Source organism: Streptomyces sp. NPDC048441 (assembly GCF_043200235.1).
Classification (GTDB): domain Bacteria; phylum Actinomycetota; class Actinomycetes; order Streptomycetales; family Streptomycetaceae; genus Streptomyces.
Genome location: NZ_JBICXM010000004.1, coordinates 266,019 through 289,543, shown reverse-complemented (window position 1 = coordinate 289,543; position 23,525 = coordinate 266,019). Strand labels below are relative to the sequence as shown.

The window sequence follows — 23,525 nt, the reverse complement described above, 5'->3', positions numbered from 1 at the left end:
CCTCATACGTAACTGACTCCTGGTGGGGCACCTCCCGGCCGACGACCGTAGAAGCATGGTCACCGTCGCCCAACCGCAGGCACCCCAGCGCACCGCCACCACTGCCACCACCACCGGCACCCACAGGGCCCTCGCCACCCGCCACCTCGGCCCGAACTGGTACGCCTCCGTCATGGGCACCGCGATCATCGCCAACGCGGGCGCGACCCTGCCGGTCCACCTCCCCGGCCTGCGCACCGCCTGCACCGCGGTCTGGGCGCTCTCCCTGCTCATGCTGGTCGCCCTGCTCGGCGCCAGGACCCTGCACTGGATCCACCACCGCGACCAGGCCCGCGCCCACCTCCTCGACCCGGCCGTCGCCCCCTTCTACGGCTGCCTCTCCATGGCCCTGCTCGCGGTCGGCGCCGGCGCTCTCCTGGTGGGCGAGGACTGGATCGGGACCGGCGCGGCGGTCGCGCTCGACACCGTGCTCTTCGCCGCCGGTACGGCCATCGGGCTCGCGGCGGCCGTCGCGATCCCGTACCTGATGGTGGTGAAGCACCGCATCGAGCCCGGCCAGGCATCCCCTGTCTGGCTGCTGCCCGTGGTCGCGCCGATGGTGTCCGCGGCAGTCGGCCCGCTCCTCGTACCGCATCTCCCGGCAGGCCAGCCCCAGGAGACGCTGCTCTTCGCCTGCCTCGCGATGTTCGGCCTGAGTCTGCTCACCACCCTGGTGATGCTGCCGGTGATCTTCGCCCGCCTGCTGACCGGCGGCCCACTGCCGCTAGCGCTCACGCCCACCCTCTTCCTGGTGCTCGGCCCGCTGGGCCAGTCGACGACGGCGGCCAACAAGTTCGCGGACACGGCCGCGGCAGGCGTCGTCCCCGCCCCGTACGACCAGGGCTTCGCCGTCTTCGCGGTGCTCTACGGAGTGCCGGTGATGGGCTTCGCCCTGCTGTGGCTGGCACTGGCGGGCGCGATGGTGCTGCGGGCCCGCCGCAAGGGCATGGGCTTCGCGATGACGTGGTGGGCGTTCACGTTCCCGGTCGGTACGTGCGTCACGGGCGCGGAGGGCCTGGCCAAGCACACGGGCCTCGCGGTGTACGACTGGCTGGCGGTCGCCCTGTTCGTCCTGCTTGTGGCGGCCTGGGCGGTGGCGCTCACGCAGACGCTGCGCGGCCTGCTCAGCGGGAAGCTGCTCGCAGCGCCGCGCTGAGCACGGCGGGAGCCTCCGCCAGTGACGGCCCGTACCAGGTCAGATGGCGCCCGCTGACCAGCGCCGCGGGGATCGTGAACGCCTCGGGGCCGTCCTCCCGCGTGAAGCGGTACGGCTCGTCCGGCAGGATCACCAAGTCCGCGCCCGCGCCCCGCAGTTCCTCCACCGGAATACGCGGATAGCGCTCCTCATGCGACGCGTACGCGTTGTCGACGCCGAGCCGCCGCAGCAGGTCCCCGGCGAACGTGTCGCGCCCCAGGACCATCCAGGGGCGCCGCCAGATCGGGATCACCGCCGTCGACCGGGCGTCGGGCACCGGCAGTCGGGCCCACGCGGACTCCCCCTCGTCCAGCCACCGCGGCCGCCCCGCCCCGCACGCGGCGAGCACCCGGGTCAGCTCACGGAAGGCCCCCGGCAGATCGCGTACCTCCGTCACGAGCACCTCGACCCCCGCCGCGCGCAGCGCCGCGAGGTCGGGTGCGCGGTTCTCCTCCTCGTTGGCGATCACCAGATCCGGGGCGAGAGCGATGATCCGGCGCACGTCGGGGTTCTTGGTGCCGCCGACGCGGACGACGTCCAGATCCACCGGATGGCTGCACCATTCCGTGGCCCCCACCAGCGCGCCTGGCACGCTGACGGCCACCGCCTCGGTCAGCGAGGGCACCAGCGAGATGACCCGTACACCAGCCATCGGAACGAGCCCTCCCCCTCAGCGCCGCGAGTCGTCCATCGCCTCGATGTGGTCGGCGACCGCCACGACGAGCACCTGACTGTCGGGCACGGTCGCCCGCCACCTGTGCCGCACCCCGCCCGTCAGATACAGGCTGTCCCCGCGCCCGAGCCGATAGGCCCTGCCCTCCGCCTCGACCTCGACGGCGCCGCCCACGACGTACATCAACTCGTCGTTGCGATGCTGGAATTCACGTCCCTCGTCATGGTCGCCGGTGAACTCGATGGCGTGCAGCTGATGGTGACCGCGCACCAGATCGCGTACGGAAGGGGAGCCGTCGGCCTCGCTCTGGTCGGCGCGGACCAGGTCGACCGTGCACGCGGGGTCCGCGGCGGCGAGCAGTTCGACGTCGGTCGTCAGCAGCGCGTCGGCGACCCGCTGCAGGGAACGCCGGCTCGGCCGCGCCCGCTCGTTCTCGACCTGGCTCAGGAACGGCACCGAGAGGCCACTGCGCTCGGCCACGACGGCAAGGGTGAGCTCCAGCTGCCTGCGGCGTCGCCGCACGGCCGAGCCCACCCGGAGGGTTTCCTTCTGTTCGTCCACCGCCTCGGCTCCCTTCTGCGCGTCGGGCCATCGGTCCACTCTCAGCCCTGAGGGGTTTTCTGCACCCTACGCATGTTCGCCAAACGGTTTTGCCCCGTTGCGCGGACCGCTGCCTACAGCTTGTGCCAGTAGACGAGCTGCCCCGCCTCTCCGGGAGCCGCTCCTTCCCCCGGTATGAACAGGCTGACCAGCAAGGCGGGCCTGCCCTGTGGGTCGGTGAGGAGGGTCGCCGACGGGTTGGCGAAGGCGCGGCTGCCGCCGTGGGTCGAGATGGCGAGCCGGTCGGCCCGGCCGCTCACGGGGTCGTACGCGTACGTACGCCAGCTCCCGAAGTCGCCGCGCCACCGCTGCCCCTCTACGAAGAGCATCCGCCGCCCGTCGAGCTCGACGGGCGCCCGGTCCCCGAGGTTTCCGCTGTTGCCCCACGTCTGGAGGGCCCGGTCGAGCCGCCGGTCCGGCTCGGCGTGCCAGACGCGGAAGCCGGTGAGGGTGGCGCGCAGCTGGCGGTCGGTGTCGCAGTCGGCGCGGTAGTGCCCGGTGAGTTCGATGGTGTTCCCGCGTACGGCAGTGATGCTGGGCGTGCCCTCGGCGCACCGCGAGAGGGTGCGCGGCGCATCGAAGGCCTGTTCGGCGCGCCCGTCGAGCAGCGCCGCCTCGTCGGCGTACGCGCGCACGGCTATGTGGTTCTTCGGGTCCTTCTCGTAGGCCAGGACGTACCCGCCCCGCCCGTCAGCGGCGAGCGACGCCTGATGGGTGCCGGGGCCGAAGTCATGGCGGCGGTGCCAGTGGCGCAGGTCGGGGGAAGTGGCGACGGCGGCGTGGAAGCGGCCGTCGTCCAGGAGGGTGTGGTAGACGGCGAGGTACGTGCCGTCGGGGGTCTGCGTGATCTGCACGGCGTCCATGGTCCGGCCGCTGCTGTCCCGGGTGTCGTAGCGGTATCCGTCGGCGGCGGTCACATCGTCCGCCAGTGCGGCGAGCCGCGCGGTGCCCGCGGAGGCCGGGGCGGAACTCGCGTTGGCCAGATGCGCCAGGAGCAGCGCGCCCGCGAGGGCGAGAGCCACGGCGAGCAGCAGGCGGGGCGTACGGACGGTCACGGAGGGGCACTTACGTTCGAGCGGCGGGGAGGGTGCCCAGCCTAGGGAGCGGGGGTGCCCCCGGGAACGCCCCGAGGGGTGGGCTTCGCCACAAGGCGAGGCCCACCCCTCGGGGGTATTGGGTCGTACTCAGTCGTACTCTGTCGTACTCAGTCGCACTCAGTCGTGCTCGGTCGTGCTCGGTCGTACGAAGCAGCGAAGAGCTAGGACTGCGGAGCCATCTTCTGCTCGAAGCCCGGGTTCTTCTTCAGCCACGTGTCGACGGCCTCGGGCTCATGGCCCTTGCCCGCCTTGTTGATCTCGTTCTCCAGGCCGGCCAGTTCCTTCTCGCTCATCTTGAAGTTCTTGAGCCACTTCGTGAGCTGCGGGTACTGCTTCGGGAAGTCCTTGCTGGAGAGCGTGCGGATCGTGTCGCCCTTGCCGAAGGCGACCTTGGGGTCCTTCAGCTTGGTGAGCTTGTACTCGTTGTACGCCCAGTGCGGCGACCACAGCAGGACCGCGACCGGCTCCTTCTTGGCGTACGCCGACTTCAGCTCGGAGAGCATCGCGGGCGTCGAACCGGAGACGATCTTGTACTCCTTGTCGAGACCGTAACCGGGCAGGACCTTGTCCTTGAGCGCCGTCATGACGCCCGTGCCCGGCTCGATGCCGATGATCTTGCCGTTGAACTGGTCGCCCTTGCCCTTGAGGTCCTCGAGCGACTTCACACCCTTGACGTAGGACGGGACGGCGACCTCCAGCGACGTCGGGCTGTACCAGGAGCCCAGGTCGTTGAGGTTGGCCTTGTTCTTGTCCCAGTACTGCTTCTGCGTCGTGGGCAGCCAGGCGTCGAGGTTCAGGTCGAGATCGCCCTGACCGAGCGCGGTGTAGACCGGGCCGACGTCTGAGGGCGTCAGCTTCATCTTGTAGCCGCGCTTCTCCAGGACACGCTTCCAGAGATTGGTGACGGCGATGTTCTCGTCCCAGGCGAAGTACGCCGCGTTCAGCGGCCGCTTCGTCTCTTCCGAGTTGGACTTCTTCGGCAGCGGGGCCAGCTTGTCGACCACGCCCGGGTTCTTCTTCAGCCAGGCACGGACGGCGTCCTGCTGCTTGCCCTTGCCCGCCTTGTTGATCTCCGCCTCAAGACTCGTGAGCTGCTTCTCGCTCATCTTGAAGTCCTTCAGCCACTTGGCGACCTCGGGGTTCTCCTTGGAGAAGCCCTTGCGTGCGAGCGTGTGCACGCCGTCGCCCTTGCCCCAGGCACCCTTCGGGTCCTTGAGCTTCTTCAGGTCGAAGTCGCTGTAGGCCCAGTGCGGCGACCAGAGCGTCGTGACGATCGGTTCCTTCTTGGCGTACGCGCGCTTCAGCTCGGCCAGCATGGCGGGCGTGGAGCCGTCGACGACCTTGTACTCCTTGCCGAGGCCGTACTCCTTGAGCACCTTGTCCTTGAGCAGCCCCATCATTCCGGCGCTCGACTCGATGCCGGTGATCTTGCCCTTGAACGTGGAGCTCTTGCCCTTGAGGTCCTCGAGCGAGTCGACGCCCTTCACGTACGAGGGCACGGAGAGCTCGAGCGAGGTCGGGCCGAACCAGGAGCCCAGGTCCTCGAGCTTGTCGCCGTACTTCTTCCAGTACGCGGCGTGCGTCGTCGGCAGCCAGGAGTCTGTCTGGAAATCGACGCTGCCCTGCGAGAGCGAGGTGTAGAGCGGGCCCGCCTCGAGCTGCTTCGTCTGCGGCTTGAAGCCGCGCTGCTCGAGGATCTCCTTCCAGAGGAAGGTGGAGGCGACGCCCTCGTCCCAGGGGATGTAGCCGATGTTGACTTCCCTGCCCTGACCGACGTTGTTCGCGTCCGTCGTGGTCTCCTCGGACTTCGAACCGCCGAAGACGCCCATGCCGCCCGCGACGAGCGCGAGAACGACCACGCCGATGACCGCGACGGCGGCCTGCGGACGGTAGGTCCAGAGGTTCAGGCCGTGCGCGGCACGCAGCTTGGCGACGGCGCGGCGGCCGAGCGGGGAGACCTGGGTGCCGAGCGAGCTCGTCATCCGGTCCAGGTAGATCGCCAGGATGACGATCGCGACGCCCGCCTCGGAGCCGAGGCCGACGTTGAGCTGGCCGATGGCCTCGTTCACGTCGGCGCCGAGGCCCTCGGTGCCGACCATGCCCGCGATGGCGGCCATGGACAGGCCCAGCATGATGACCTGGTTGACACCGGCCATGATCGTGGGCAGCGCGAGGGGCAGCTGGACGCGCAGCAGGATGTTGCGCGGCGTGGTGCCGAACGCGTCCGCGGCCTCGACCAGTTCCTTGTCGACCTGGCGGATGCCCAGCTCCGTCATGCGGACGCCGGGGGCCAGGGCGAAGATCAGGGTGGCGACGATGCCCGCGGGGGCGCCCATCCCGAAGAAGAGGATGGCGGGGATGAGGTAGATCATCGCCGGCAGCGTCTGCATGAAGTCGAGCACCGGGCGGACGATGCCGCTGATGGTGCTCGACCGCGCCGCCCAGATGCCCACGGGCACGGAGATGATCAGCGCGATGATCGTCGACACCAGCACCAGGGCCAGCGTCATCATCGCGTGGTCCCACAGTTCCAGCGAGATGATGAACGCGAAGCCCGCGAACGTCAGCACACCGGCGACCACACCGCGCAGCCAGAAGGCGATGACGGCGAAGATGCCCGCGAGGAGCAACGGCTCGGGCGCCTGGAGCACGTCGGATATACCGTCGTAGGCGCCCTGGAAGACGGTCTGGAAGAAGTCGAACAGCCAGGCCATGTGGCTGAGCAGCCAGTCGACGCCGTCGTTGACCCACTCGCCGAAGGGAATCCTAGGCACCGCTGACCACCTTGCCCACAACCTGTCCGCCGTTGTCCTGCGTCTTGTCGAGCGGGACGGCGGTGTCCTGCGGCTCGTTCTCCGGTGCCATCGGCTCACCGAGCACCGCGAGCAGACGCGCCCGCGGTACGACGCCGATGAGCTTGCCCTCGTCGTCGATCACGGCGACGGCCACACCACTGGTGGAGCACGGCGTGAACAGCTCGATGATCGGGGTCCCGGCCTTGACCGTGGCGGGGGCCGCGGACAGCACGTCCTGTGCGGTCTTCAGCTCCTTGCCGTCGGCCGTCTTCGTACCGAAGGCGGTCTCGGGCTCGGCCATGATCGCGCCCGCCGTGAGGACACGGGAGCGGTCGACGTCCTGCGTGAACGCGGCGACGTAGTCGTTGGCCGGGGTGACGAGGATGTCCTCGGCATTGCCGATCTGGACTATCTCGCCGTCGCGCATGACGGCGATCTGGTCGCCGAGACGCATGGCCTCGTTCAGGTCGTGGGTGATGAAGACGATGGTCTTCTTCAGCCGCTTCTGGAGCTCGAGGAGCTGGTCCTGCATGTCGCGCCGGATCAGCGGGTCGAGCGCGCTGAACGACTCGTCCATGAGGAGCAGGTCCGCGTCGGTCGCGAGCGCGCGGGCCAGGCCCACGCGCTGCTGCATACCGCCGGAGAGCTCGTCGGGCCAGGACTTCTCCCAGCCCTTGAGCCCGGCGAGTTCGAGCGCCACCGTGGCACGCTCCTCGCGCTCGGCGCGCGGCACGCCCTGCACCTCGAGGCCGTAACCGGCGTTCTCGAGGACGCTGCGGTGCGGGAAGAGCGCGAAGTGCTGGAAGACCATGCTGATCTTCTTGGAGCGCACCTGGCGCAGCTCACGGGCGCTCAGTCCGGTCAGGTCCTGACCGTCGAACAGCACCTGTCCGGCCGTCGGTTCCGACAGGCCGTTGAGCATACGCAGCAACGTGGACTTGCCGGATCCGGAGAGACCCATGACGACGAAGATCTGGCCCGGCTCGACCGTGAAGGAAGCATCGATCACCGCGGCAGTGGTGCCTTCGGCGCGCAGCTCCTCTCGGTCGGTTCCGTGGCGGAGTTTCTCCACCGCGTCAGCGGGTCGTCTGCCGAATACCTTGTACAGGCGTTCGGCTTGCAGCCTGGACACATACACCTCTCGGGTTGAACCAAGACGGCCCGCCTCCCCCGCCGGCGGGCCGTGGAGCGCGTGGGTTCCGCCCACTTTCACCCGGCGAAATAGTTGAATACTCGACCGGAGCGCTCCGGATCGGCGCCTTCCCGTGCATACAAAAATCAAACACAGGAGTGGTCCAGTTCACATTTGTTGCATACTCTGCACGGCGCGGCACCATACGCAACGTAATCGCGCACTGTCAGTGCCGTGCGGCATGATGCGAAGGTGACTCAGCGAACGCGACGGCTCATGCTGCTCGACACGGCGTCCCTGTACTACCGGGCCTATTTCGGGGTCCCCGATTCCGTGAAGGCCCCGGACGGCACACCGGTCAACGCGGTGCGCGGCCTGCTCGACTTCATCGCCAGGCTCGTCCAGGACCACCGCCCGGACGACCTGGTCGCCTGCATGGACGCGGACTGGCGCCCGCACTGGCGGGTCGAGCTCATCCCGTCGTACAAGGCGCATCGCGTCGCCGAGGAGTTCGCGGAAGGCCCGGACGCCGAGGAGACGCCGGACACGCTCTCCCCGCAGGTCCCGATCATCGAGGACGTCCTGGACGCACTCGGCATCGCCCGCGTGGGCGTCGCGTCGTACGAGGCGGACGACGTGATCGGTACGTACGCCGGCCGCGCCACGGGCCCGGTCGACATCGTCACCGGCGACCGCGACCTCTATCAGCTGGTCGACGACGAGCGCGGCATCCGCGTCCTCTACCCCCTCAAGGGCGTCGCCAGCCTCCAGCTCACGGACGAGGCCTGGCTCCGCGAGAAGTACGGGGTGGACGGCCCCGGCTATGTCGACCTGGCCCTGCTGCGCGGCGACCCGAGTGACGGCCTGCCCGGCGTGCCCGGCATCGGCGAGAAAACAGCGGCCAAGCTGCTCGACGCGTACGGAGATCTGGCCGGAATCATGGCCGCCGTCGACGACCCGAAGAGCAAGCTGACGCCCTCACAGCGCAAGCGGCTGGACGAATCGCGGGCCTATGTGGCCGTCGCGCCGACCGTGGTCCGCGTCGCGGGCGACGTCGCGCTGCCGGACGTGGACCTCGCGCTGCCGAGCGAGCCGCGCGATCCCGCCGCCCTGGACGAGCTTGCCGCGCGGTGGAACCTCGGCGGGGCGCTCAAGCGGTTGCTCACGACTCTCCAGACCTGAGGTGTTAGCTTAGGTAAGCCTAAGCAGCATTTGATCAGGGGAGGCCGCCGCCATGGCAGAACGTCCTGCACGCAAAGCACCGAAGCTCCACACCGCACAGGTGGTGCGCACCGAGCGCCTCACCCCGCACATGCAACGCGTGGTCCTGGGTGGCGAGGGCCTCGCCGAGTTCACGACGGGCGGCTCCACCGATCACTACGTGAAACTGCTCTTCGACGCCGAGGGCGTGACGTATCCCGAGCCCTTCGACATCCAGCGGATCCGCGAGGAGTTCCCCCGCGACCAGTGGCCCGTGACGCGCACGTACACCGTGCGCTCCTGGGACCCGCAAGCCCGTGAGCTCGCCGTCGACTTCGTCATCCACGGCGACGAGGGTCTTGCGGGACCGTGGGCGCGGAGCGTCGAACCGGGCACGACGATCCGCTTCAACGGTCCGGGCGGCGGCTACGCCCCGGACGCCGGAGCCGACTGGCATCTGCTCGCCGGTGACGAGAGCGCGCTGCCCGCGATCGCCGCGGCTCTGGAGGCACTGCCCGAAGGCGCCAGGGCGTACGCCTTCGTGGAGGTCGCCGACGCGGACGAGGAGCAGAAGATCAGCTCGGCCGCGGAGATCGAGTGGCTGCACCGCGGGCAGCGCCCCGTGGGCGAGGCGCTCGTCGAGGCCGTACGGTCCCTCGACTTCCCGGCAGGCGACATGCAGGCGTTCGTGCACGGCGAGGCCGGGTTCGTGAAGGAGCTGCGTCGCTACCTCCGCGTGGAGCGCGAGGTGCCGCGCGAGCGCCTTTCGATCTCCGGCTACTGGCGCCTCGGTCACAACGAGGACGGCTGGCAGGCGTCCAAGCGGGATTGGAACGCGCAGGTGGAGGCGGAGCAGGAGTCGCACTCGGCTTGAGCTGGACAGGCGTGCCCCGGGGCAAGCCTGGACGCCCTCGGGCAAGCCTGCACGCCCTCGGCGCGGGACCACCCCGCCTGACCGGCCGCCGGGGGCTGGGCGCGCAGTTCCTCGCGCCCCTGACCGGGTCGGGTCCGCCGACGGAAAACCGGTCCCGCTCAGCGTCGGCCGCTGGCACGATGCCCCCATGCCCTTCAAGATCTCGGACGTAGTCGCGGCGGGTGCCCTCGCCCGGCAGGAGCAGCCGACCCTTCCCGTCCCCGGAGGGCTGAACATCCGCCCCTGGTCGCCCGACGACGCGCCCGCCGTGTACGAGGCGTTCCAGGACCCGGTGATCCAGCGCTGGCATGCCCGCGAGGCCGATTCCGTGGACGAGACGCGCGGCTGGATCGACGGCTGGCGGGGGGCCTGGTCCGAGGAGCGCGACGCACACTGGGCCATCGCCGACGCCGGGACGGACGAAGTGGTGGGCCGGATCTCGCTTCGCCTCATCGTGCTCGGCGACGGTCAGGCCGAAGTCGCCTACTGGACCATGCCGAAGGCCCGCGGCCGAGGCATCGCCCCGCGTGCCCTCACGGCACTGAGCGACTGGGCCTTCGACGAAGTCGGCCTACACCGCCTCGAGCTCACCCACGCCACGGGCAACGAAGCGTCCTGCCGCGTCGCGCTCAAGACCGGCTTCGCGCCGGAGGGCACCAAGCGCAGCGCGGTGCTGCACGCGGACGGCTGGCACGACATGCATCTGCACGCCCGCGTCAGCGCCCGCGTCCGCGTCCGGGGAGACGAGTCGACGCGCTCCTGACCTGGGACGGTCCGGAGCAACACGGCAAGGCGCCCCCGCCAGGCCCCGTACTCTTGCCCGTTGTGACCCGTAAGCCCCGTATCCCGCCCTCTCCCCTGCCGCAGCGGCGCGGGGTCGATCCCATGCGGGTCAAGCTGCCGGTCGACGGCGCCTGGGAGACCGTACGGGATCATCTCGTCGAGCGGCTCAAGGCCGGGCCCGGGGTGATCGACGGAATGCTGCGGGACGGTCTCATCGTCGGCGCGGACGGGGTTCCCGTGGCACCGGACGATCCCTATGTGCCCAGCACCTTCGTGTGGTTCCACCGCGATCTGCCGGACGAGGTCCCGGTGCCGTACGGCATCGACGTGGTGTACCGCGACGAGCACATCGTCGTCGCCGACAAGCCCCACTTCCTGGCGACCACCCCTCGCGGGAGCCACGTCGTCGAGACCGCGCTCGCCCGGCTCCGCAGGGAGCTCGGCATCCCCGCGCTCGGCGCCGCGCACCGCCTCGACCGGCTCACGGCGGGCCTTGTTCTCTTCACCGTGCGACCCGAGGAACGGGGCGCCTACCAGACACTGTTCGGGGAGCGGCGGGTGCACAAGCAGTACGAGGCCGTGGCCGCCCACGACCCCGCGGTCGAACTCCCCCGCACCGTGCGCAGTCACATCGTCAAGGAGCGCGGCATCATCGCCGCCTACGAAGTCCAGGGCGCCGACCCCAACAGCGAGAGCCGCATCGAACTCGCCGAGCGCACAGGCGCGTTGGCGCGCTACCGGCTCACCCCGCACACCGGCCGCACCCACCAGCTGCGCGTGCACATGAACACCCTGGGGCTGCCGATCCTCGGGGATCCGGTCTACCCCCGCGTCATGGGCCCGGTGCCGCCGGACGACTTCCGGCGGCCCCTCCAACTGCTCTCCCGCGTCCTGGAGTTCAGGGACCCCGTCACGGGCGCCGACCACCGCTTCGTCAGCGCACGTGAGCTGGGCGCCTGGACCTCGTACGACACCTGGGAGAACGGCTCAGCGGGCGGTCAGTAGCCCCGCCACCAGGTGACGAGGCGCCGCCACACCCCCTGCCTCGGCACGGTCGCCGCCACTGGCGCGGCTTCGGGCGCGGGCGGCGGCGGAGTGGGCCGCGCAGCCGGTTGGGGAGCGGCGGGAGCCGGGTGCACGGGCCGCGGCGCCGGGGACGACACCTGCCAGTCGTTGCGCGCGCCGGGCACCCGCGGCATGGGCCGCGCCATCACGTCCTGCGGCGGACGCGGCGCGAAATGCACCGGAAGTGACACGAGGTGCCGGGAGAGGACGGACGAGGTCCACTTCAACTCATGTTCGTCGATGGAGAGTTCCACGTCCGGGAAGCGCATCAGCAGCGCGTCCACGCCCGTGTCGGCGATGGCACGGCCGATGTCCTGTCCAGGACACTCGTGCGGTCCGCCGCCGAACGCCAGGTGCGAGCGGTTGCCCTGCATGTTGGCGGCCAGATCCGGGCGCACGACGGGGTCCACGTTGCCCGGCGCGATGCCGAAGACCAGCCCGTCGCCCGCCTTGATCTGCTGGCCGCCCAGCTGTGTGTCCTGCTTGGCGAAGTACCCCACCATGGCGCTGAACGGCGGTTCGTCCCACAGGGACTGCTCGACCGCCTCCGGGACCGTCATCTGGCCGCCGCTGAGCTGAGCGCGGAAGCGCGGGTCGGTGAGGACCATGCGCAGGGCGTTCGCGATGAGGTTGGCCGTCGCCTCGTACGACGCGATGAGCACGAGCCGCAGATGCGCGCCGACTTCCTCATCGGTGAGCTGCTGCGGCTGCGCGATGAGGTTGCTGGTGAAGTCCTCCTCGGCCTGCACCCGGCGCCGCGCCACCAGGCGCATCAACGCGTCCATGATGTACGCGTTGCTCGCGATGGCGGTCTCGGTGCCTCTGAGCATGTCGCGGGCGGCCTGCACCATCCGCTCGTTGTACTCCTCGGGCATCCCGAGGACATGGCACATCACCATCATCGGCAGATGCTCGGCGAACCCGCTCACCAGGTCGGCCCTGCCGTCCTGACAGATGTCGTTGAGCAGGAGGTTGCTGTAGCGGTTGATGTAGCGGCGGATGCCCCGGTGGTCGAGGCCCGCCATGGCACCGGTGACCGCGCCGCGCAGCCGCTGGTGCTCGTCCCCCTCCACGAAACTGGCCATGGGCTGCCAGGCGATGACGGGGGCGAGCGGGTGGTCGGGGCCCATGGAGCCGTCCCGGACGGCCCGCCACTGGCGCGAGTCGCGGGTGAACTGCGAGGGGGTGCGCACCATGTGGAGGTTCTCGCTGTGACCGAGGACCGCCCAGATGGGTACGTCGTTGTGCAGCAGGGCCGGGGCCACCGCGCCGTGTTCGGCGCGCATCTTCTCGTACACGCCCGCGAGGTCGGTGTCCGCCTCGGGACCGTAGAGACGGCGCAGGCCGTTCGGGCCGAGGCCGTGCGCCGGGCAGCCCGGCGGCGGCACGGCCGGGTCGTCCATGCCGGGGTGGGAGTGGGAGGGAGTCGTCACGTTCGTCGCTCCGGGGTCGCGGAAGGGGTTCCGGGGGTGCGGAAGGGATTCCGGGTTACGGATGAGATGAGGTGTCAGACGCGGGACACGGTCAGGGAGTGCAGGTACCGCATGAGGGTCAGCAAGGTGTCGCGGCTCGATGCGCGCTGCCTGGCATCGCACTTCACTATCGGCACCGCCTCGTCCAGGTCGAGAGCACGGCGCAGCGCATCCATCGGGTGACTGGGCGCGTCCGGGAAATCGTTGACGGCCACGACGAACGGCACGCCGCGCTCTTCGAGGCGGCCGATCACGTCGAAGCTGACCGCGAGGCGGCGGGTGTCGATGAGGACGACCGCGCCGAGCGCGCCTTCGAAGAGGCCGTTCCACAGGAACCAGAAGCGCTCCTGGCCGGGGGTGCCGAACAGATAGAGCACCAGCTCTTCGGAGATGCTGATCCGGCCGAAGTCCATCGCCACGGTGGTTGCCGTCTTGGTGTCGGAGCCGTAGTTGTCGTCGACGCCGATGCCGGCCTGGGTCATGGTCTCTTCGGTGGTCAGCGGTCTGATCTCGCTGACCGAGCCGACCATCGTCGTCTTGCCGACCCCGAAGCCGCCCACGATCACGACCTTCACGGCCGCCGTGGCCGTGTGCGGCAGATGGTCCTCGCTGCTGGGACCGGTGATCGTGTCAGAGTTTTTGAAGTCCATGCATCACCGCTTCGAGGAGGGAACGATCGGGGAGCGTGGAGCGGACGATCGGCGCCCGCGCCTGTACCAGGTCGGCCCCGAGCATCTTCGTCAGCAGGATGGTCACCACGCTGAACGGCAGTGCGAGATACGCCGAGAGCTCGGCGACGGACAGCGGCGACGTGCAGAGCCGCAGGACGACGGAGTGCTCGGGCTGCGCCGTGGGAGGTGCCTCGCCGTCCGCGACGATCAGCGTGACGAGGTCGAGCGGCGCCCTCTCCGTGTCCTCGCCGGTCAGGATGTAGAGCCGCTCGGGATTCGCCGGGCTGCGCCGTTCCCGTTGGGGAGGGTCGTCTCGGTGGGAGGGGTTCTCGCCTTGCGGAGGAGTCATACGGCCTGCCCGTCGCGCCTGGGCGGGCTCGTCAGATGGGCGCCGATCCGGACGACGAGGTCCCGCATACGGTTGCCGATGAGGCCCGCGTCGACCGTCGCGTCGGCGAGGACGGCGAGATACGCGCCCGCCCCCGCTGCCATCAGGTAGAAGTAGCCGCCGTCGACCTCGATGATCACCATGCGCATCCCGCCCTCGCTGTGCGGGATCTCGGTCGCGACAGCAGCGGCAAGGGACTGAAGTCCCGCGCAGGCGGCGGCGATCCGGTCGGCGGCGTCGGGGTCGCCGCCGTAGCGCGCGATGCGCAGGCCGTCCGCGGAGAGCACCACGATCTGCCGGGTCTGCGGCACCCCGTCGGCGAGCTCCTTGAGCATCCAGTCGAAATTGGCCCGTTGCTGGATCACTTCCAGCCCCCCTCGTCGGCGTTGTCGGCACTGTCGGATGTGCCGTGGTCGTTCTCGCTGTGGCCCTTGGGGAACAACGGGTCATCGGCTGCGGAGTCGTCGCCGTTGACGCCCTTCATGAAGGCCTCGATCCACAGACCGGGCTCCTTCTCCTCCTTCTTCACCTGTTCGGGTACGACCGGTGCGGCCGCCTGCGGGGAGTACTTGGCCTTCTGCGCGGCGTACCGCTCGTCCTCGGCCTCCTGGGCGAGCCGCTCGGCCAGCGGGGTGCGGACCCGGCTGCGGCGCTGCGGAAGGCCGTTCGTCGTCCACTCGGTGATCTCGGGCATCTCGTCCTCCATGGCCGCGGTGAGCGACTTGGAGAGCGGCGGGCCCGCCGTCATGACGCGGGGCTTCTTGCGCCGGATGCCGTGGGGCTCCTCGATGAGCTGGCCATCGGAGTTCACCCGGGGCACCGCGGAGGCGCCGATGCCGTGCGCGAGGCCGGGCGCGGGCCCCGTCGTGATCATCTCGCGCGGGACGATGAGCACCGCGCGGACGCCGCCGTACGCGGACTGCCGCAGCGAGACCTGGAGGTTGTACATCTGCGAGAGCCGGCCCACGACGGCCATGCCGAGGCGCGGGGACTCCCCGAGGTCGTTCAGGTCGATACCGGCCTGCGCCTGCGCGAGCATCCGCTCGGCCCTGGCCCGCGCCTCCTCGCTGAGGCTGACGCCGCCGTCCTCGATCTCGATGGCGATGCCGGTCTGCACCTCGACGGCGGTGACGTGCACGCGGGTCTGGGGTGGCGAGTAGCGCGTGGCGTTGTCGAGCAGTTCGGCGCAGGCGTGGATGAGCGGTTCCACGGACGTGCCGCCGATGGCGACCTTGGCGATGGAGTGCAGGTCGACGCGCTGGTACTCCAGGATCCTGGACATGGCGCCGCGCAACACGCTGAACAGCGGTACGGGCTTGGGCCATTGACGTCCGGGGCGGGCGCCGCCGAGCACGGTGATCGAGTCGGCGAGGCGGCCGATCAGCGCGGTGCCGTGGTCGATGCGGAGCAGGTCGTCGAAGACCTCGGGGTTGCGGCCGTGGAACTCCTCCATCTCACGCAGTTCCGCGGACTGCTGGTGGACGATGACCTGGACGCGCCGGGCGATGTTGACGAAGGCGCGCTGCGAGGACTCGCGCATCGCCTCTCCGGTGTCCAGGGTGTCCAGGACGTGACGGAGCATCTTGCGCTGTGACTGCGGGAGTTCGGAGAAGGACTCGTCGCCGTCGACGAGGTGGCGGATGACTTCGGACGGTGCTTCGCCCTGCCGGAGCCTGAAGACGGCTTCGGGGATGATCTCCCTGCCCAGGCGGGCGGTCTCGTCGTCATGGGATGCGATGCGCCGTTCCAGGAAGGCGATCCGCTGTGTGTACCGCGTGTGCAGCTCCCTGATGGTCCGGCCACGGCGTACGGCCTCGGCGCCGACCGCGATGACCACGAGGGTCGCGATCGCGCCGCACCAGCCCACCGCGATGCGGGCGGGTTCCGTCACCGCCGCGACGGCGGCTCCGGTTGCCGCGGCCATCACCATGGCGGGCAGCAACAGCACGCGTGCGTAAGGGATTTCTCGGCCACCGGGAGGCGATTGAACACTCACCATGTATGCCCTCTGAACAGTCGTCTTGGGGGGTGAATTGGGGGAACGAACGGGGGTGAATGAGGGGTGATTCTCGTAAATGTGGGGAGATTACGGGGAGTTGGGATCGGAGAACGTATGGGAACTACCGACAGATCTGGGAACAAGCGCGCGAATCTATCGCAACTCGTTTCAACTCGCCGCGCTCCGGGCGAGCTTAGTCCGCCGGAATCACCACCGAGTCATATTCAGGAACCCTCTGCAGCCGCCTCATCGACGGGCATACACTCGGCTCCATTTGCACGCGTGGCGATCAATCGAACACGCGGAGTGATGGTGTCGAACATCAGGGAACAAGCCTCCGAGCGCCCCCGGGAATGGCCGCCGCGCGGCCGTAGTTGACGCTCCATATGAACGCCTGTTCAACTGGGGCCATGCGCCCTCAGCTGCGTCTCACCACCCGCGACCACATCGACTTCGGTCGCGTGTGGTCCGCGTCGTGTTGTTCCTGACTGCCCCCAAGTCGGTTCACACCAAGACCAGTTGAGATGAGAGGCACCACCATGCCTGTCGAGTTCCTCGGCATCGCCGCGACCAATGAAGGCTCCGAAGTCACCCCGCGCTCGGGCGTCTCCTTCGACAAGGAGTACACACTCCGGCTCGCCAGGGCCCACGAGGACCACGGCTGGGACCGCGTCCTGTTCGCCTACGGCTCGGGCTCCCCCGACCCCTCCCCCGCCGCCGCCTACATCGCGGCGCGCACGGACAAGCTCCAGATCCTGGTCGCGCACCGCCCGAACGTCTCGTACCCCACCTTCGCCGCGAAGACCTTCGCGACCCTGGACCGCATCAGCGACGGCCGTCTGGCCGTCCACTTCATCACCGGCGGGAACGACCACGAGCAGCAGCGCGAGGGCGACTTCCACACCAAGGACGAGCGGTACGCCCGTACGCGCGAGGCCATCCAGATCATCAAGAAGGCGTGGACCTCGCACGAGCCCTTCGACCACGAGGGCGAGCATTATCGCTTCCACGACTTCGTCAGCGACACCTTCCCGCTCCAACAGCCGCATCCGCGCGTCTCGTTCGGGGGTTCGTCTCCCGCGGCGTACGCGGCCGGGGGCGCCGAGGCCGACATCTACTGCCTGTGGGGCGAGCCGCTCGCACAGACCGCCGAGCAGATCGAATCGGTGAAGGCGGCGGCGAGGGCGGCAGGCCGCACAGACGTTCCCAAGATCCAAGTGGCGTTCCGCCCGATCATCGCGCCGACCGAGGAACTGGCCTGGGAGAAGGCCTACGCGACGCTCGAGCGCATCAAAGCCCGTAAGGCGGGCGCTCCCCTGTCCCGCCGCCACCCGTTGAAGAACCCGGAGAACTCGGGCTCACAGCGGCTCCTCGCGGTGGCCGCGTCGGGTGAGCGCCACGACCGCGCCCTGTGGACCCCGACCGCGGCGGAGACGGGCGGCGCGGGCAACTCGACGGCGCTGGTGGGCACTCCGGAGACGGTCGCGCAGGCCCTGCTCGACTACTACGACCTGGGAGTGGAGATCCTTTCGGCCCGCGGCTACGACCTTCTGGACGACGCGATCGACTTCGGCCGACACGTGATCCCGATCGTGCGGGAAGAGGTCGCCAAGCGGGACGCTGACCTATCCAGCCCGTCCGGCGTTTGAGGACTCCTCAAACGCCGGAGGGCCCGCCCGGCCCGGCTCACCGTCAGCCGACCGAGCTGTACGCCACCACACCCCGCAACAGCTGGTCCACAGCCTTCCGGGCATTCTTGGCCACGGTCGACCCCTCGCGGGGAGCAGCCGCGGAAATCTGCCCCAGCACATCGATCACCTGCTTGCACCACCGGACGAAGTCCCCCGCGGGCATCTCGACCTCCCGGAGCACCTCATCGAGGCCCTTGTCGGACGCCCACATGTACGCCGCCCAGGCGAACCCGAGATCGGGCTCCCGCTGCCCGACCCCCTCAGCCTGATTGATCTTGAAGTCCTCCTCCAGGGCATCGAGCCGCCCCCAGATCTTCACCATCTCACCGAGCGAGGCCTTCACGTTCCCGGACGGCAGCTTGGGGGCGAGCGCGTCGTCCGCCATCCGCGCCTCGAACACCAACGCCGAGACGCACGCGGCCAGTTCAGCCGGGCTGAGCCCTTCCCACACACCCTCCCGCAGGCATTCGCTCGCCAGGAGATCCAGCTCTCCATAGAGCCGGGCGAGCCGCTTCCCGTGCTCGGTGACCTCGTCGCCGCGCAGATAGTCGAGCTCGGTGAGCAGCGCGACGATGCGGTCGAAGGTGCGCGCGATGGTGTTCGTACGCCCCTCGATGCGCCGCTCCAACTGCGAGGTGTCCCGCTGCAGCCGGTAGTAGCGCTCGGCCCACCGCGCGTGGTCCTCACGCTCGTCGCAGCCGTGGCAGGGGTGCGCCCGCAGTTCCGTACGGAGCCGGGCGATCTCCTGGTCGTCGGCGGCGGCAGCGCGCCCCTTGCGATGACGCTCCGGCACGATGTGCCCGGCCTTGGTGCGCAGCGCGGACGCCAGGTCCCTGCGCGACTGCGGTGAGCGCGCGTTGAACGACTTCGGGATGCGCATCCGGTCCAGCGCCTCGACCGGCACCGGGAAGTCCATCGACGCGAGCCGCTTGACCTGCCGCTCGGCGGTGAGGACCAGCGGCCGTGGCCCGTCCTGATGCTCGAAGCCCCGGTGGCCGTTGACCCGCCCTGCGGGAATCCCCGGATCCAGGACGAGTGCGAGGCCCGCGTACTTGCCGGTCGGCACATGGATGACGTCGCCCGGCTTCAGCTTCTCCAGGGCGGCAGCCGCGGCGACCCTGCGCTGGTTGGCGCCCTGCTTGGCGAGCTCGGTCTCCCGGTCCTTCAGCTCGCGGCGCAGCCGTGCGTACTCGTCGAAGTCGCCCAAGTGGCAGGTCATGGAGGCCTTGTAGCCCTCAAGCCCCTCTTCGTTCTTCTGCACCTGCCGGGAGATCCCGACGACCGACTTGTCGGCCTGGAACTGCGCGAAGGACGTCTCCAGGAGCTCGCGCGAGCGGTGCCGCCCGAACTGCTCGACCAAGTTCACCGCCATGTTGTACGACGGCTTGAAGCTGGAGCGCAGCGGATAGGTGCGCGTGCCCGCGAGGCCCGCGAGATGTTCCGGGCTCATGGCACGCTGCCACAGGACGACGGCATGACCCTCGACGTCGATGCCGCGCCGTCCGGCACGGCCGGTCAACTGGGTGTACTCGCCGGGGGTGATGTCGGCGTGCTGTTCGCCGTTCCACTTGACGAGCTTCTCCAACACCACACTGCGCGCGGGCATGTTGATGCCCAGGGCGAGGGTCTCGGTGGCGAATACGGCGCGCACGAGGCCGCGGACGAAGAGCTCTTCGACGACCTCCTTGAAGGTGGGCAACATGCCCGCGTGGTGCGCGGCGATACCGCGCTCCAGGCCCTCCAGCCATTCGTAGTACCCAAGGACGTGCAGGTCCTCGTCCGGGATGGCGGCCGTGCGCTCCTCGACGATCTCCCTGACCCGCATCCGCGCGTCGTCGTCGTTCAGCCTCAACCCCGCGTGCAGGCACTGCTGCACGGCGGCCTCGCAGGCCGCGCGGCTGAAAATGAACGTGATGGCGGGCAGGAGGCCTTCGGAGTCGAGCCGGTCGATGACCTCGGGCCTGCCCGGCGTCCAGATCCGCGACCGCTGTCTGCGCTCGCGCTCACGGTCGGCCTCGCGGACCATCTTGCCCTTGCGGCGATCACGCGGGTTGTACGAACGGCTGGCCTCCATCCGCGCCATGCGCGTGAGGTCGGGGTTGACGGCCTTTCGCTGGCCCTCCCCCTCCTCGAAGAGGTCGTACATCCGACGCCCGGCGAGCACGTGCTGGAACAGGGGGACGGGCCGGTGCTCGGAGACGATCACCTCCGTGCGACCGCGCACGGTGTCCAGCCAGTCGCCGAACTCCTCCGCGTTCGACACAGTCGCCGACAGGGAGACCAGCGTCACCGACTCCTGGAGGTGGATGATCACCTCTTCCCAGACGGCGCCACGGAAGCGGTCGGAGAGGTAGTGCACCTCGTCCATCACCACATAGCCGAGGTTGAGCAGCGACTGCGAGCCCGAATACAGCATGTTCCGAAGGACTTCGGTGGTCATGACGACCACCGGCGCATCGGAGTTGACGCTGTTGTCGCCGGTCAGCAGACCGACCTTGTCGGCGCCGTATCTCTTGGAGAGGTCGGCGTACTTCTGGTTGGAGAGCGCCTTGATCGGCGTCGTGTAGAAGCATTTCTTGCCCTGCAGCAGGGCCAGGTGCACGGCGAACTCGCCGACGATCGTCTTGCCCGAGCCCGTGGGGGCGGCCACGAGCACACCCTTGCCCGACTCGAGCGCCTGACAGGCCTCGATCTGGAAGGGGTCGAGGCCGAATTCGTACATCTCGCGGAAGCCGGCGAGTGCTGTGGCCTGCTCGACAGCGCGCTCGCGCGCCGCCGCGTACCGCTCGGCCGGTGAGAGGTCCTCTGTCATCGTGCTTTCGAGACTACCGGCCACCACTGACAACGGACGATCATTATCTGCCTTACGGTCCCTGCGGCCCCTCGGGCCCGAGCACCCGTACGGCCCCCGGCACGCACTCCGCCGTCAGCGGCAGCCCGCCGAGCTGCTCCCCGTCCGCGTACCCGGTGACTCCGGAGGCGGCGAGTTCCACCTTCGCCGCCCGGAACACGGTCACCTTGGGATGGTCCAGGTGCGTTCCCTTGTAGACCCGCGGGAAGACCTTCAGGAGGGTCGTACGGCTACAGTCGCCGACGACCGTGATGTCGAAGAGACCGTCGCTCATGTCGGCCCGCGCGCAGATCTTCATGCCACCGCCGTACGACGACCCGTTCCCGATGGCGACGAGCGTCGCGTCGACCTCGTGGACCCGGCCGTCGTCCAGCATGATCCGGTACGGGATGGGCCGGAAGGCGGCCAGCTCGGCGGCCATCGCGAGGTCGTACTTGAAGCGTCCGGTGGGCCAGCGCATCCGGTTGCCCCGGTCGTTGACCCGTGAGTCGAAGCCGGAGGCGAGCACGGTGCCGAACCACGTCTTGCCGACCCTCCCCAGGTCGACATCGCGCGTACGCCCCGCGTCGAGCGCTTCGGCGATGACCGCGCCCGCGGCGCCGGGGTCGCGCACCGGGAGCCCGAGGGCACGCGCGAAGTCGTTGCCGGTGCCCACCGCGATCACTCCCAGGGGCGTCGGAGTCTCGGCGACGGCCTGCAACGCGAGGCTCGCCATGCCGTCACCGCCGACGGCTATCAGCGCGCGCGTACCGCTGTCGACGGCATCACGCGCCCGGCGCAGCGCGTCGGCGGAGTCCTCGCCGATGACCGTGCGCACGGAGAAGCCCGCGGCCCGCAACGCCGAAGCGGCCGGCTGCGCCGCGTGGGCGCCCCGGCCGCGGCCTGCGGTGGGATTGACGAAGAGGGTGATCTCGCTGGTCACGGCCGGACCATACAAGATCAGGTCACGTCATCGAAACCGTTTACTCGATCTCGGTTCGTGCTGTCGCCGCTCGCCTGCTCGGGCAGCGCACGATTCGCGGAGACGGGTTCGATCTCGCCGACGTCCTCGGGCGTGAGATCGAGGTCGGACGCCTCGTCGTCGTCGGGCCCGGCCGCTTCGATCCTGGCCTTGCGCCGGTCGTTGAGGAGCGAGAAGGCGGTGGCCGCGAAGTACAGCACCCAGATCGGCCCGGCGAGCATCATCATGGTCAGCGGGTCGGTGCTGGGCGTGGCCACGGCCGCGAAGACCGTGATGCCCATGATCATGCCGCGCCACCAGCCGAGCATCCGCTTGCCGGTGAGCACCCCGGTGAGGTTCAGCATCACCAGAAGAAGCGGCAGCTCGAAGGAGAGGCCGAAGACGATCACCATGCGGGTGACCAGGTCGAGCAGCTCGTCAAGGGGCAGCTGGTTGTCGACACCGCCCGGCGAGAAGTCGAGCAGCACCCGGGCCATCGTCGGCAGCGTCTTGTACGCGAAGAACCCGCCGCCGAGGAACAGCGGGAAGCCCGCTCCCACGAATCCGTAGGCGTACTTCTTCTCGCTGCGGTGCAGCCCCGGCGCGACGAACGCCCAGAGCTGGTAGAGCCAGACCGGCGACGCGAGCACCACGCCGGCCATCAGGGAGACCTTGAGGGCGAGCGTGAACGGCGTGAGCAGACCGTTCAGCACGATGCGCGCGCAGGTCTCCTGGCCGCCGTTCTTCGCCAGCTCGGCGAAGCTGGACTCGCACCCCACGGACTTCAGGATCGGGTTCGTGAAGAACTCGATGATGTCCTTGTAGAAGAACGCGGCGACGATCGCGACGACGATGATGGCCAGCACGGCCTTCGCGAGCCGGTTGCGCAGCTCACGCAGGTGCTCCGCAAGCGGCATCCGCCCCTCGGGATCCTGTTCCTTCTTGCGGGCAGACTTGAGCAACCCACGTCCTCATCTCGTGCGGCAGGCCGGCCGTCGCCGGCCTTGGATCAGCGCTGAGTGGTGCTGTCGGTGGGCTCGGTGACCGGGCGGGAGCTGGTCACGTCGCCGGGCGCGGCCTGGATGGTGCGCGGCTGAGCGGCGGCGGAGGGGTCGTTGGGCGGGTCTGCCGGAGCGGCCTCGTCCTTCTTGCCGTCCGTCTTCATCGCCTTGGCCTCGCTCTTGAGGATGCGCGCGGACTTGCCGAGCGACCGGGCCATGTCGGGAAGCTTCTTCGCGCCGAACAGCAGAACGATGACGACGAGAATGAGAATGATCTCGGGGGCGCCGATCTTTCCGAACATAGGTCTTTACCTTCTCACCGAGGCGGCAGGGGCGGGGCTGCCGGACAGGCCGGACCTGCTGTCCGGCCACCGTGCTGGCAGCGATCGTAACGCTCAGGGGTGAACGCAGGGCAATCCCTGTGCGTACTCCCAGTTGCGGCCCGCGCCTCGCAACTCCGGGCCACGCCAGCAGCGTACCTTCCGGACAAGGGAAGTTGACAGGCCGAGGGGGCAATACGCGCCTCTGTGAGACCTGGAGTATGCACAGGATCTAAAGGACATCTCGGCCCGCACGGGCCACACTCGCCGCCGCCGCCTCAAGATCCTCCGCCGCGCGGTTGATCCGCTGTGTGGTCTCCGTCACTTGACTGCCGAGGCGTTGCGCCTCCACGAAGACGCGGATCGCCAGTACGCCGAGCACGGCGAGGCCACAGAACCCCGCGGCAATCGCCACCATCGCCCAGAACATGCGCCGAGCCTAGACGGTCGAGTGCAGACGCAGCGTCCGCACCCCGCCGCCGGTGAGCAGTTCGACGATGCGCTCGCCCGCCGGTTTGCGGACCGCGGTGTCGCACTCGGGGCAGGTGAACGAGTAGAAGGTGGTGCGGGCCGATGCTCCGATGGCCAACCGCAGGGAACCCGCGGAGAGTTCGAAACGGGCGCGGCAGTCGGGGCAGGCCGCCCTGAAGAGCACAGGGGCGATTCTCGACATTCCGGGAATCTCGGACATGATGCTGGT

The 23,525-nt window shown here is 69.3% G+C and carries 22 protein-coding genes; 6 read left to right on the top strand and 16 right to left on the bottom strand.

The genetic code is table 11. The features are described 5' to 3' along the window. Nucleotides 1–55 precede the first annotated feature (55 nt). Nucleotides 56–1,195: a TDT family transporter gene (locus tag ACGFSB_RS12440; RefSeq protein ID WP_393397615.1), complete on the top strand. Its 1,140-nt coding sequence runs from the start codon at nucleotides 56–58 to the stop codon at nucleotides 1,193–1,195. Here ACGFSB_RS12440 and ACGFSB_RS12435 read toward each other — a convergent pair. From ACGFSB_RS12435 to ACGFSB_RS12415, 5 genes are all read right to left on the bottom strand, one after another. Beyond that, nucleotides 1,164–1,886 (bottom strand): helical backbone metal receptor, encoded by a 723-nt coding sequence (locus tag ACGFSB_RS12435; protein ID WP_393397613.1) that lies wholly within the window; start codon nucleotides 1,884–1,886, stop codon nucleotides 1,164–1,166. The two genes, ACGFSB_RS12440 and ACGFSB_RS12435, sit on opposite strands and share 32 nt — an antisense overlap. An 18-nt stretch (nucleotides 1,887–1,904) precedes the next feature. Further along, nucleotides 1,905–2,468 (bottom strand): helix-turn-helix domain-containing protein, encoded by a 564-nt coding sequence (locus tag ACGFSB_RS12430; RefSeq protein ID WP_393397611.1) that lies wholly within the window; start codon nucleotides 2,466–2,468, stop codon nucleotides 1,905–1,907. A gap of 113 nt (nucleotides 2,469–2,581) precedes the next feature. Continuing rightward, entirely contained in the window at nucleotides 2,582–3,562 is a 981-nt protein-coding gene (locus ACGFSB_RS12425; RefSeq protein ID WP_393397609.1) for a hypothetical protein, read from the bottom strand. Between the two features lie 203 nt (nucleotides 3,563–3,765). Continuing rightward, the gene (locus tag ACGFSB_RS12420) at nucleotides 3,766–6,378 is read right to left on the bottom strand and encodes an ABC transporter permease/substrate binding protein (protein WP_393397607.1); all 2,613 of its coding nucleotides are present in this window, start codon (nucleotides 6,376–6,378) and stop codon (nucleotides 3,766–3,768) included. Beyond that, nucleotides 6,371–7,531: a glycine betaine/L-proline ABC transporter ATP-binding protein gene (locus ACGFSB_RS12415; RefSeq protein ID WP_393397605.1), complete on the bottom strand. Its 1,161-nt coding sequence runs from the start codon at nucleotides 7,529–7,531 to the stop codon at nucleotides 6,371–6,373. The genes ACGFSB_RS12420 and ACGFSB_RS12415 overlap by 8 nt, the downstream gene beginning before the upstream one ends. Nucleotides 7,532–7,807: 276 nt before the next feature. On the opposite strand from ACGFSB_RS12415, the gene ACGFSB_RS12410 reads away from it, so the two are divergent. The 4 genes from ACGFSB_RS12410 to ACGFSB_RS12395 all read left to right on the top strand — a co-directional run bounded on the left by ACGFSB_RS12410 (nucleotide 7,808) and on the right by ACGFSB_RS12395 (nucleotide 11,432). Continuing rightward, nucleotides 7,808–8,713 carry a 5'-3' exonuclease H3TH domain-containing protein gene (locus ACGFSB_RS12410; protein WP_393398066.1) on the top strand — a complete coding sequence of 302 codons (906 nt, stop codon included), beginning with the start codon at nucleotides 7,808–7,810 and terminating at the stop codon, nucleotides 8,711–8,713. Nucleotides 8,714–8,765: 52 nt separating this feature from the next. Then, entirely contained in the window at nucleotides 8,766–9,605 is an 840-nt protein-coding gene (locus ACGFSB_RS12405; RefSeq protein ID WP_393397603.1) for a siderophore-interacting protein, read from the top strand. Nucleotides 9,606–9,792: 187 nt separating this feature from the next. After that, nucleotides 9,793–10,407 (top strand): GNAT family N-acetyltransferase, encoded by a 615-nt coding sequence (locus tag ACGFSB_RS12400; protein ID WP_393397601.1) that lies wholly within the window; start codon nucleotides 9,793–9,795, stop codon nucleotides 10,405–10,407. 62 nt (nucleotides 10,408–10,469) lie between these two features. Next, entirely contained in the window at nucleotides 10,470–11,432 is a 963-nt protein-coding gene (locus ACGFSB_RS12395) for an RluA family pseudouridine synthase (RefSeq protein WP_393397599.1), read from the top strand. Here ACGFSB_RS12395 and ACGFSB_RS12390 read toward each other — a convergent pair. From ACGFSB_RS12390 to ACGFSB_RS12370, 5 genes are all read right to left on the bottom strand, one after another. Beyond that, nucleotides 11,426–12,925, bottom strand: coding sequence for a cytochrome P450 (locus ACGFSB_RS12390; RefSeq protein WP_393397597.1), 1,500 nt, complete (start codon nucleotides 12,923–12,925; stop codon nucleotides 11,426–11,428). The genes ACGFSB_RS12395 and ACGFSB_RS12390 overlap by 7 nt on opposite strands. A gap of 74 nt (nucleotides 12,926–12,999) precedes the next feature. Continuing rightward, nucleotides 13,000–13,614 (bottom strand): ATP/GTP-binding protein, encoded by a 615-nt coding sequence (locus ACGFSB_RS12385; protein ID WP_393397595.1) that lies wholly within the window; start codon nucleotides 13,612–13,614, stop codon nucleotides 13,000–13,002. Then, nucleotides 13,595–13,984 (bottom strand): DUF742 domain-containing protein, encoded by a 390-nt coding sequence (locus ACGFSB_RS12380; protein ID WP_393397593.1) that lies wholly within the window; start codon nucleotides 13,982–13,984, stop codon nucleotides 13,595–13,597. The genes ACGFSB_RS12385 and ACGFSB_RS12380 overlap by 20 nt, the downstream gene beginning before the upstream one ends. Beyond that, on the bottom strand, nucleotides 13,981–14,388 hold the full coding sequence (locus ACGFSB_RS12375) for a roadblock/LC7 domain-containing protein (RefSeq protein ID WP_393397591.1): 408 nt from the start codon (nucleotides 14,386–14,388) through the stop codon (nucleotides 13,981–13,983). Before ACGFSB_RS12375 ends, ACGFSB_RS12380 begins: the two co-directional genes overlap by 4 nt. Then, on the bottom strand, nucleotides 14,385–16,022 hold the full coding sequence (locus tag ACGFSB_RS12370; RefSeq protein WP_393397589.1) for an ATP-binding protein: 1,638 nt from the start codon (nucleotides 16,020–16,022) through the stop codon (nucleotides 14,385–14,387). Before ACGFSB_RS12370 ends, ACGFSB_RS12375 begins: the two co-directional genes overlap by 4 nt. A 539-nt stretch (nucleotides 16,023–16,561) precedes the next feature. Between ACGFSB_RS12370 and ACGFSB_RS12365 the strand changes: the two genes are divergently transcribed. Next, nucleotides 16,562–17,671, top strand: coding sequence for an LLM class flavin-dependent oxidoreductase (locus tag ACGFSB_RS12365; RefSeq protein WP_393397587.1), 1,110 nt, complete (start codon nucleotides 16,562–16,564; stop codon nucleotides 17,669–17,671). A gap of 43 nt (nucleotides 17,672–17,714) precedes the next feature. Here ACGFSB_RS12365 and ACGFSB_RS12360 read toward each other — a convergent pair whose 3' ends face one another. From ACGFSB_RS12360 to ACGFSB_RS12335, 6 genes are all read right to left on the bottom strand, one after another. Continuing rightward, nucleotides 17,715–20,525 (bottom strand): DEAD/DEAH box helicase, encoded by a 2,811-nt coding sequence (locus ACGFSB_RS12360; protein WP_393397585.1) that lies wholly within the window; start codon nucleotides 20,523–20,525, stop codon nucleotides 17,715–17,717. A gap of 52 nt (nucleotides 20,526–20,577) precedes the next feature. Continuing rightward, the gene (locus ACGFSB_RS12355; RefSeq protein ID WP_393397583.1) at nucleotides 20,578–21,486 is read right to left on the bottom strand and encodes a diacylglycerol kinase; all 909 of its coding nucleotides are present in this window, start codon (nucleotides 21,484–21,486) and stop codon (nucleotides 20,578–20,580) included. A 17-nt stretch (nucleotides 21,487–21,503) separates the two neighbouring features. Further along, nucleotides 21,504–22,466, bottom strand: a complete 963-nt coding sequence (gene tatC / locus ACGFSB_RS12350; RefSeq protein WP_393397581.1) for a twin-arginine translocase subunit TatC — start codon at nucleotides 22,464–22,466, stop codon at nucleotides 21,504–21,506. 47 nt (nucleotides 22,467–22,513) lie between these two features. Beyond that, on the bottom strand, nucleotides 22,514–22,807 hold the full coding sequence (gene tatA / locus ACGFSB_RS12345) for a Sec-independent protein translocase subunit TatA (protein ID WP_393397579.1): 294 nt from the start codon (nucleotides 22,805–22,807) through the stop codon (nucleotides 22,514–22,516). Between the two features lie 250 nt (nucleotides 22,808–23,057). Then, nucleotides 23,058–23,255 carry a hypothetical protein gene (locus tag ACGFSB_RS12340; protein ID WP_393397577.1) on the bottom strand — a complete coding sequence of 66 codons (198 nt, stop codon included), beginning with the start codon at nucleotides 23,253–23,255 and terminating at the stop codon, nucleotides 23,058–23,060. Nucleotides 23,256–23,264: 9 nt separating this feature from the next. Next, the gene (locus ACGFSB_RS12335; RefSeq protein ID WP_393398064.1) at nucleotides 23,265–23,516 is read right to left on the bottom strand and encodes a hypothetical protein; all 252 of its coding nucleotides are present in this window, start codon (nucleotides 23,514–23,516) and stop codon (nucleotides 23,265–23,267) included. Nucleotides 23,517–23,525 lie beyond the last annotated feature (9 nt).